Below are 9,680 nucleotides of genomic sequence, written 5' to 3' on the forward strand. Positions count from 1 at the left end.
TCCGTCGAGGTCTGCAGGTTGGCGACGACCGAGGTGAAGCGGTTCTGGATCGCACCCAGGTCAGCACGGGTGTTGTTGATCGAACCCAGTGCCTTGTCGACCACTTCCAGCGCCTGCTGGGCACCCTTCACGGTGCTGATGTCGACGTCCTTCAGCAGCTTGCCCGGGGTAGCGGCAGTGCTGGGGGTGGCGGCAGCGCTGTCAAAGCCGGTGATGCCCGCGCTGGTGCCAGCGGTGGCGGTCATGGCGCTGAACTTGCCGGCCTTGTCGACGCTTTCCTTGACCGAGGTCAGGTTGATCTGGCCGGCAGTGGTGCCGTCGATCTCGGCATACACGCCGGTTTCGCCGATCTTGGCGTTGATCGCGGTGACCGCTGCCGAGACCAGGGCTGCACGATCCTTGGTGGCGTCGCCGGTCGAGGTGACCTTGACGTCAGCGATCTTGATCGGCGATGCCAGGCTGCCGCCGCCGATGGACAGGCCGGAGTAGGTGATTTCCTTGCCGGCGTCGGCTGCAGCCACGGTGCCAGCGGCGATGGTCACCTTGTTGGCATCGAAGTTGGCGTTGCCCAGTGCGTCAGCCTTGGCGTCGACCACCTTGTCGATGGCGATGGCCTGGCCGGCGTTGGCACCGACCTGGAACAGCTGGCTGGAGAACGAACCGTCCAGCAGCTTGGTGCCGTTGAACTCGGACTGCTTGGCGACGCGGTCGATTTCGCTGACCAGCTGGGTCACTTCGGCCTGCAGCGCCTTGCGGTCGCTGGCCGAGTTGGTGGCGTTGGCGGCCTGCACCGACAGCTCGCGGACGCGCTGCAGGTTGTTGCCGATTTCCGACAGCGAGCCTTCGGCGACCTGTGCCAGCGAAATGCCATCGTTGGCATTGCGGATGGCCACGTCGGTGCCACGGATCTGGGTGCCGAAGCGCTCGGAGATGGCCAAGCCGGCGGCATCGTCCTTGGCGCTGTTGATGCGCGAACCGGAGGACAGGCGCTGGATGGTGGTGGCCAGCGAGCTGCCGCTGGTGCTCAGGTTACGCTGAGCATTCAACGACATCGTGTTGGTGTTGATTACTTGTGCCATGAGGAGAGGTCCTTGAGCGGTTGCACGTGAGTTGGGTTAGACGCCCCCGACGTGCCCCGGGGGCGGCTCATGTCAGCGCTGCAACAGGCTGAGCACGTTCTGCGGTACCTGGTTGGCCTGGGCCAGCATGGCCGTACCGGCCTGCTGCAGGATCTGGGTGCGGGTCAGCTCGGCGGTTTCCTTGGCGAAGTCGGTATCGCGGATGCGGCTGCGCGATGCGGACAGGTTCTCCGAGGAGGTCTGCAGGTTGGCCACCACCGAGGTGAAACGGTTCTGGATCGCGCCGAGGTCGGCGCGCACGCTGTTGACCGATTCCAGTGCCTTGTCGACGATTTCCAGCGCCTGCTGGGCGCCGGCAACCGAGTCGATCTTGATGTCTGCGACATGCGCGGCAGTGGTGCCGGCGGCCGGGGTGTTCAGGTTGGCCGGAGTGGCGCCTGCCTGGACGGTCACGCTGGCCAGAGTGTTTTCGTCCTTGACCGAGGTCAGGGTGATCTCACCGGCGGTGGCGGACACTGCGGCATGCAGGCCGGTCTCGCCGATCTTGCCGTTCAGGGCTGCGGCCAGTGCCTTGGTGGCGTTGTCCTGGTTGGACTTCTGGATCGCGGCCAGCGCCGGGCCGGTTGCAGCGCCCGGGGCGGTGTAGTCGAAAGACACGTCGCCGACGTTGATCGCGCCGACCTTGACGCCGACGATCTTGCCGGCTGCGGCATCGACTGCTGCATTGTCCAGGGTGATCTTGCCGGCATCGACGAAGGTGGTGGAACCCAGCGATTCAGCCTTGGCATCGACCACACTGTTGATGGCGATGGCCTGGCCGGCATTGGCGCCGACCTGGAACAGCTGGCTGGTGAACGAGCCGTCCAGCAGCTTGGTGCCGTTGAAGTCGCTCTGCTTGGCGACACGGTCGATTTCGCTGACCAGCTGGGTCACTTCGGCCTGCAGGGCCTTGCGGTCGCTGCTGGAATTGGTGGCGTTGGAGGCCTGCACGGCCAGTTCGCGGATACGCTGCAGGTTGTTGCCGACTTCGCTCAGCGAACCTTCGGCGACCTGGGCCAGCGAGATACCGTCATTGGCGTTGCGGATGGCCACGTCCAGGCCGCGGATCTGGGTGCTGAAGCGCTCCGAGATCGCCAGGCCGGCGGCGTCGTCCTTCGCGCTGTTGATGCGCAGGCCGGACGAGAGGCGCTGGATGGTGGTGGCCAGCGAGTTGCCGCTGGTGCTCAGGTTGCGCTGAGCGTTGAGCGACATCGTATTGGTGTTGATTACCTGTGCCATGGGGTCGTCTCCTCTTATGTGGAACCCGTTGGTGAATGAAACGAAGCGCCGCCTGTTTTTTTGTGTGGCTGTGTGCTTCGCTGTTGCCAAATGAATAACGGCGCTTTGTCAACAACCTTTAGCGGGGAATTTCGTTACGGCCGAATTTCATCGCTGAACGCTGTTTTTCCGAGGATTCCCGCTGGCCCGGAGGGAGCGGGGCGAACCCGGCAAAGGGCGGCCAGGCAGGACCTGGCCGGCGCAAGAAGAGGTATCGGCGCCTGCCCGGCAAGCTGAATGGTGGCGACGGGGTGTGTTCCCGGCAGAAACGAAAAAGGCCGCGATGCAGGGCATCGCGGCCTTGGGCTCCAGCGCTGGCGCGTGGAATCAGCGGATCTTGTTGAACAGCGACATCGACTGCATCTGCGAGAACAGTGTCTGTGCCGCCTGCAGCGCAGTGCTTTCCAATTGGTACTGGCTCAATGCATCGGCGTAGTCCAGGTCGCGCATCTGCGACAGCGTGGTCTTCAGCGTCACGCCATTGGCCTCACGCATCTCCGCCGCGTTGTCCAGTGCTTTCAACTGCGAACCGCCGGCGGCGCGCGAATCGATCATCCGTTCCGCAGCGCGGCCGACATCACGCAACGCGCTCTGCAGTTCATTCTGCTGCGCGGCCATCTTCGCCGGCGTACCCGTATCGGCGTCAAGGGCGGCGATCAGCTTGTCCATCGTGCCGAAGACGTCGCGGCTGCTGGCGGCCTGCACGTTGAAGCTGTCACCTGTCGCTGGCGCGCCGGCGATCTGCAGGCGAACGCCGTTGATCTCCAGTTCGCTGCCAGCCTTGTAGGTGCCGGTGCTGGTCACGTTGCCGGCACCGTCGAGCACTTCGTACTGGTTGGCCGCCGTGAAGCGCACACTGAATGATTGCCCGTTCCAGCTGTCGCTGCCGTCGCGGGTGATGTTGGTCAGCACGCCGTTGCCGGTGTTGCCTGCCGCTGCGCTGCCATCGACGAAGCCATCGCCGGTGGGAATGCGCAGGAAGATCTCGCTGCCGGGCAGGGCATCACGCACGTAGGTATCCGGGCCGACTTCCACCTGGCGCTGGGTCTGGTCGCCGCGATAGACCACCTTGCCGTCGATCTTGGCGAACGGCGGATCATTGTCGTTGGTGCCACCGAACACGTAGCGACCGGTGCCGTCGCTGCTGTTGGCGAGCGACAGCAGACCGTCGCGGATCTGGTTCAACTCGGTGATCAGGGTCTTCTTGTCAGGCGCACTCAGCGCGGGATTGCTGGCCTGGATGGTCAGATCGTTGACGCGCGCCATCAGGTCGTTGACCTGGGCGAGGGTGTTTTCCTGCACGCCCAGGCGGTTCTGTACGTTGTTGCCGTTGAGCTTCATGCGTTCCAGTGCGGCCAGGCTGCGGTCCAGGCCAACCGCAGCACCTGCGGCAACCGGATCGTCCTTGGCGCTGACGATCTTGCTGCCGGTGGCGATCTGCTGTTCCAGGTGGCTGAGCTTGGCCTGCTTGGCCATCATCAGCGCCACCGACTGGCTGTACATCATTCCGGTGGAGATGCGGTTGCTCATCGGCGCACGGCTCCCAGGATGGTCTGGAACATGGAGTCGGCGGTGGAAATCAGCTGCGAGGCGGCCTGGTAGGCCTGCTGCAGGCGCAGCATGTCGGCCGCTTCCTCATCCAGGTTGACGCCCGAGACTTCGTCACGCGCCGCCTGTGCCTGGTCGGCGATCACCTGCTGTGCCCCCAGCGAATACTCCGCCGAACGCGCTGCGGCACCGACCTGGGTGGTCAGCCCGCCCAATGCGCCGCCCAGCGTTACCGTGCCGGCGTTGAACGCCTTGGCCGATTCCACCTTGGACAGCTTGGTGGCGTTGCTGTTGTCCGACGAGCCGGCCGGGGTCGGGGTGATGTTGAAGGTGTCGCCGTTCTTCGGCACGCCATCGAGCACGAAGCTCCAGCCGTTGGCGCTGATGGTCTGGCCGGGCGTGTAGGTCTGCGGCGGGCCACCGTCGATGGTGTAGGTGGTGGCCGAGGTGAACACGATCGCAGCAGGATTGCGCAGGTTGGCGTTGGCCGAGTCGGTCACGGTCACGCCGCTCAGCTTGCCGGTACCGGTGTTGGCCAGTGCCGCCGCACCCTTGATCGCGGCCGCCGCGGCGATGCGCGACGGATCGGTGATCGCCATCTCCAGGCTGCCGGCCACGCCGGCCGTCGGCTGCAGCAGGAAGCGGTCGTTGGCTGCCGGGGTACCGCCGACCACCAGCTTCACGCCGTTGATGAGCAACGGGTCAGCAGCGGTGCCGGTGCCGGTCAGTGGCACGCTGGCGCCGGTGTCGGCGCGGCTGGCGGTCCAGTTGCTGCCATCGAATTTCAGCACGATGTTCTGCGCTTCCAGTTTGCCGAGATCACCATAGCTGGCGCTGATCGAACCGGTGCCGGTGTTGCTGGCATTGCCGGTGACACGCGGCGTGCCGATATTGAAGAAGTCGCCGCCCATCTTGCCGTACAGGTCGACGCCCTGGCGATGGGTGCTGTTGAAGGTCTCGGCCAGGCCGACCGCCAGCTTGCCCAGTTCGGCCTGGGCCGGGGTCAGCACGGTGTCGCGGAACTCGAGCAGGCCACCGATCTGGCCGCCCACCGCCTTCGGGTCCAGGGTGATGGTGCCGCCCTGGGTCTGCAGCGCCAGCTGCAGGCGCTCGGGCTGGTACGGGTCGGCCACCGTGGTGACCTTCGATGCGGTGGTGCCCACCACCAGCGCCTGGCCGCCGGCGGTGTAGACGTTCATGATGCCGCCGTCCTGGATCACCGCCGTGCCGCCGGTGTAGCCCACCAGCTGCGAGATCAGCTGGTCGCGGCGGTCCAGCAGGTCGGGCGCGGCGTTGGCGATATTGGTGCCGATGGCACCGTTGATCTGTGCGATCTCCGACGCCAGCCGGTTGACCTCGGTGGCACCGGCCATCAGGCCGTTGTTGACCTCGCCATTGAGGTTGTTCAGGTGGGTGTTGAGCTGGCTGAAGCGGTTGGCCAGCGCCTTGCCACCATCGAGCATGTTCTGCCGGTCGGCAGTGCCGGCCGCGTTGGAGGACAGGCCGCTGACGGTGTCGAAGAAGTTCGACCAGACCCCGGCCACGTTGGTGGCCGCATCGGAGAACAGCGCATTGACCCGGTCGGCCATGCCCGAGAGCTGCTTCAGGCGTGCCAGCTCGCCGCCGCTGTCGAGCAGGCGCGAGATCGCCAGCTGGTCGGCAGCGCGGCGGATGTCGACGATGCGGGTGCCGTTGCCAACGTCGCCGTAGCCGTAGTTCTGCGGGGTGGCAGTGGCGAAATCGACTTTCTGCCGGCTGTAGCCAGGCGTGTTGAGGTTGGCCACGTTGTGGCTGGTGGTGGCCAACGCACGCTGGAAGGCGAGCAGGGCACTGGTACCGGTGGAAAGTACGCTGGACATGGGGTTCCTCAACGACGAGTGATACCCAGCGCCGCGGTTGCGGTGCTGGCGAAGGTCTGACCGATGCGTGAGCCAGCGTCGGCCACGGCGGCCACGGCGCGCTCGATGGTCGGGCCGCCGGCGATCGCGGCGATCTTGGCCGCGTAGCGCGGGTCGGTGGCATAGCCGGCGCGTTGCAGGCCGCGCGCGAAGCCCTGCACATCGGTGCCGGCCTGCAGCGCCTGCTGGTAGCGCGGGCTGGTCTTCAGCAGGCGCACGTAGTCGGCAAAGCTCTCCGCAGGTGAGGTGTAGGCGCGGAAGCTGGCGGTCTCGTTGCGGCGCACGCCATCGACATATTCATGGGTGCCGGCAGTGGCGCTCTGGCCTTTCCAGCCGGTGGCCTTGATGCCGAACAGGTTGTGCGAGGTGCTGCCGTCGGCATGCTTGATCTGGCGCTTGCCCCAGCCGGTTTCCAGCGCTGCCTGCGCAACCAGGGCGCGGGCGTCCACGCCCAGTTCCTTGGCCGCGCTCTGCGCGTGCTGCCAGATGCTGGCGACGAAGCCTTCAGGTGTGTGCGCGCCCAGCTGGGCGACGGCGGTGCGGGTGGCCAGCGCATCGGCCGGGGTGCCGCTGCTGCCGCGGTTGCTGGCGGTCGGCGCCCACTGGTCGCTGGCAGCGGCCCAATCCGCACCACCGATGGTGCCGGCATAGGGATCGTCGGTGCCCAGCGAGCGGTGCATGCCGCTGCTTTCCCGGCCAGCAATCAGATCCAGCGCCTGCTCCATCGGTGCGACCGACGACTGCGCGCCATCCTGCACACCGGCCGCCATCTGCTGCAGCATGCGCACGGCTTGGCCAGCATCCTGCAGCGGCAGCGGCAGCGACGGCGCGGCCGGAGCGTTCAGCTGGTAAGCGCGGCTGGCCTTGGCCGGGTCCACCCGGGTATCCAGCGCCGGGCCATCGGCCTGCGCCCCGGACAACTGGCGGGTGATCATGCTCGACAGGCCCAGGCCCTTGCCGCGGGTCATCGCCTCGGCGATCTTCTGGTCGTACATCTCCCGGAACATCTTGTTTTCGCCCGGGAACAGCGAATCGCCGAAGCTGGCATCACGCATGCTCTTGACCAGCATCTGCGCGAACTGGCCTTCAAGCTGGCGCGCGACCTTGTCGATCTTGGCCGGATCGTTCTGCTGTGCGGGGCTCAATTCGAATGCGGGAGTGATGCGCATGTCAGATCACCTCGAGCTCGGCGCTCAGGGCGCCGGCCTGCTTCAGTGCTTCCAGGATCGCGATCAGGTCACCCGGTGCCGCGCCAACGGCATTCACCGCATGCACGATCTCGTCCAGGGTGGTGCCGCCATTGAACTTGAACATGCGGCTGCCATCGTTGGTGGCGGTGATGGTCGACTGCGGCGTGGCCACGGTCTGGCCACCGGCAAAGGCGTTGGGCTGGCTGACGTTGGTGTTTTCCTGGATGGTCACCGTCAGCGACCCATGCGAGATCGCAGCCGGGCCGACCCGCACCTGCTGGCCGATGACCACGGTGCCGGTACGCGAGTTGACCACCACCTTGGCCGGCGCAGCACCCGGGGTCAGTTCCAGGTTTTCGATGCGGGCCAGCAGGCCGATACGCGCACCGGCATCGGTCGGCGCACGCACGGCAACCGTGCCTCCGTCCACGGCGCGGGCCGAGCCCTCGCCAAAGGCATTGTTGAGTGCACCCACCATCCGCGAGATGGTGGTGAAGTCGCTGTTGTGCAGGTTGAGGGTGATCTCGCCGCTGGCACCGAACACATCGGGCAGGGCGCGTTCAACGGTCGCACCGTTGGGAATGCGGCCGACGCTGGGTACGTTCACCGAGACGCGCGAACCGTCCTTGCCCTGCGCGCCGAAGCCGCCGACGATCAGGTTGCCTTGGGCAATCGCATAGACCTGGCCATCGGCGCCGCGCAACGGCGCCATCAGCAGCGAGCCGCCACGCAGCGACACGGCGTTGCCAATCGAGGACACGGTGATGTCGATCGGCTGGCCGGGCTTGGCGAACGGCGGCAGCTCGGCGTGGATCGCCACGGCCGCAACGTTCTTCAACTGCGGGTTGACGTTGGCCGGCACGTTGACGCCGAGTTCGCCCAGCAGGTTCTTCAGGCTCTGCACGGTAAAAGGCGCCTGGCTGGTGCGGTCACCGCTGCCATCCAGGCCGACCACCAGGCCATAACCCACCAACGCATTGCCACGCACGCCACCCACCTGGGCGAGGTCCTTGATGCGCTCGGCGCTGGCGGGCGCAGCGATTGCCAGCAGGAGGAAGAATGATCCGTAGAGCGACGCCGCGCGTCGCTGCCAGCAAGAAGAGAAGAAGAGTTTCATGGCCATACTCAGAACGGCGTCAGGCCGGAGTTGAAGAAACGGCTCAACCAGCCCATCGCGTTGGACTGCGCAACAGGGCCGCGGCCGCCATAGACGATGCGCGCTTCAGCCACGCGGCTGGAGGGCACGGTGTTGTCCGCGCTGATGTCACCGGGGCGCACGATGCCCTGTACCTGCACCAGTTCGTCGCCCTGGTTCAGGCGCAGGTTCTTCTGCCCCTGCACCACCAGGTTGCCGTTGGGCAGGCGCTGCACCACCGTCACGGTCACGTTGCCCTGCAGGCGGTTGCTCTGCGCGCTGTTGCCCTTGCCGGTGAAATCGCGCGCGCCCTTGGCGGTTGCACTCAGGATGTCCTTGCCGCCCAGGGTGACCGGTGCACCGAGAATCGACGGCGTGCCGAGGCTCAGGTTCGATTCCTTGTTGGTGGCGGTGTTGGCGCTGGTCTGCGCGGTGGTGTTCTCCAGCAGGGTGATGGTCAACAGGTCGCCGACATCGCGCGCACGGCGGTCCGAATACAGCTGCAGGGTCGGGCCGGCGGCGTAGATCGCGCCGGCAGTCGGTTCGGACTGCGGCGGCATGATCGGCTGCAATGGCGCCATCGTCGGATAGGGGCGCACGTCGCCAGCGATCACGCAGCCACCGAGCAGGGCAGCCACGGCGCAGGCGAGGGCAGTACGGGCGAAGGAAGAAAGGGACGACATGGCAGGTTCCCGGTGAGGGCGGTCAGAGCTTGTTGCTGAGGTAGCCGAGCATCGAGTCGGTGGTCGAGATCGCCTTGGCGTTCATTTCGTAGGCGCGCTGGGTTTCGATCATCGACACCAGCTCTTCCACCACGTTGACGTTGCTGCCTTCCAGCGCACCCTGCACCACGGTGCCCAGGCCGTTCAGGCCGGGGTTGCCGTTCTGTGCCGGGCCCGACGCGGTGGTTTCCAGGAACAGGTTTTCACCACGTGCCTGCAGGCCCGCCGGATTGACGAAGTCGGTCAGGGTCAGCGCACCTACTTCCACCGATGCCGCGCCGTCGGCCATCTTCACGCTGATGGTGCCGTCGGTACCGATGGTCACCGACTGTGCGCCTTCGGGAATCTGGATGCCCGGCTGCACCGGGTAGCCGCTGTTGGTCACCAGCTCGCTGTCCTGGTTGATCTTGAACGAGCCGTCGCGCGTGTAGGCCGAGCTGCCGTCGGGCATCTGCACTTCGAAGAAGCCGCGGCCGTTGACCATCACGTCAAGCGCGCGGCCGGTCTGCTGCTGGCTGCCCTGCTCGAAGTTCTTGGCGGTGGCCACCACGCGCACGCCGGTGCCGATCTGCAGGCCGGTGGGCAGCTGGGTCTGTGCCGAAGACGAACCACCGGGCTGGCGCACCTGCTGGTACAACAGGTCCTCGAAGCTGGCGCGGTCCTGCTTGAAGCCGGTGGTGTTGGTGTTGGCGAGGTTGTTGGAAACCACCGACATGCGCATCTGCTGCGCATCCAGTCCGGTTTTAGCGATCCACAATGCCTGGTTCATCTTCGGAGTCCTGTCTGGGTGA

General features: G+C 66.0%; 8 protein-coding genes. All 8 read right to left on the reverse strand.

The window, feature by feature from the left end; all coding sequences use genetic code 11:
• On the reverse strand, positions 1–1,079 hold a 1,079-nt coding region (locus tag DBR20_RS18555; protein WP_108267604.1), incomplete at its 3' end, for a flagellin.
• Between the two features lie 72 nt (positions 1,080–1,151).
• Complete coding sequence (locus DBR20_RS18560) at positions 1,152–2,357, reverse strand: flagellin (RefSeq protein WP_108267548.1); 1,206 nt, start codon at positions 2,355–2,357, stop codon at positions 1,152–1,154.
• Between the two features lie 366 nt (positions 2,358–2,723).
• The gene (gene flgL / locus DBR20_RS18565) at positions 2,724–3,926 is read right to left on the reverse strand and encodes a flagellar hook-associated protein FlgL (RefSeq protein ID WP_108267550.1); all 1,203 of its coding nucleotides are present in this window, start codon (positions 3,924–3,926) and stop codon (positions 2,724–2,726) included.
• Positions 3,923–5,803 carry a flagellar hook-associated protein FlgK gene (gene flgK, locus DBR20_RS18570; protein ID WP_108267552.1) on the reverse strand — a complete coding sequence of 627 codons (1,881 nt, stop codon included), beginning with the start codon at positions 5,801–5,803 and terminating at the stop codon, positions 3,923–3,925. Before flgK ends, flgL begins: the two co-directional genes overlap by 4 nt.
• 8 nt (positions 5,804–5,811) lie before the next feature.
• Positions 5,812–7,011: a flagellar assembly peptidoglycan hydrolase FlgJ gene (gene flgJ, locus DBR20_RS18575; RefSeq protein WP_108267554.1), complete on the reverse strand. Its 1,200-nt coding sequence runs from the start codon at positions 7,009–7,011 to the stop codon at positions 5,812–5,814.
• Between the two features lies 1 nt (position 7,012).
• The gene (locus DBR20_RS18580; RefSeq protein WP_108267556.1) at positions 7,013–8,155 is read right to left on the reverse strand and encodes a flagellar basal body P-ring protein FlgI; all 1,143 of its coding nucleotides are present in this window, start codon (positions 8,153–8,155) and stop codon (positions 7,013–7,015) included.
• A gap of 2 nt (positions 8,156–8,157) precedes the next feature.
• Positions 8,158–8,850, reverse strand: coding sequence for a flagellar basal body L-ring protein FlgH (gene flgH / locus DBR20_RS18585; protein WP_108267558.1), 693 nt, complete (start codon positions 8,848–8,850; stop codon positions 8,158–8,160).
• Positions 8,851–8,872: 22 nt separating this feature from the next.
• A complete protein-coding gene (flgG, locus tag DBR20_RS18590; RefSeq protein ID WP_025879105.1) occupies positions 8,873–9,658 on the reverse strand; it encodes a flagellar basal-body rod protein FlgG in 786 nt (261 codons plus the stop codon).
• Between the last annotated feature and the right edge of the window lie 22 nt (positions 9,659–9,680).

Origin of the sequence: Stenotrophomonas sp. HMWF023, assembly GCF_003060985.1 — a bacterium.
GTDB lineage: Bacteria > Pseudomonadota > Gammaproteobacteria > Xanthomonadales > Xanthomonadaceae > Stenotrophomonas > Stenotrophomonas lactitubi.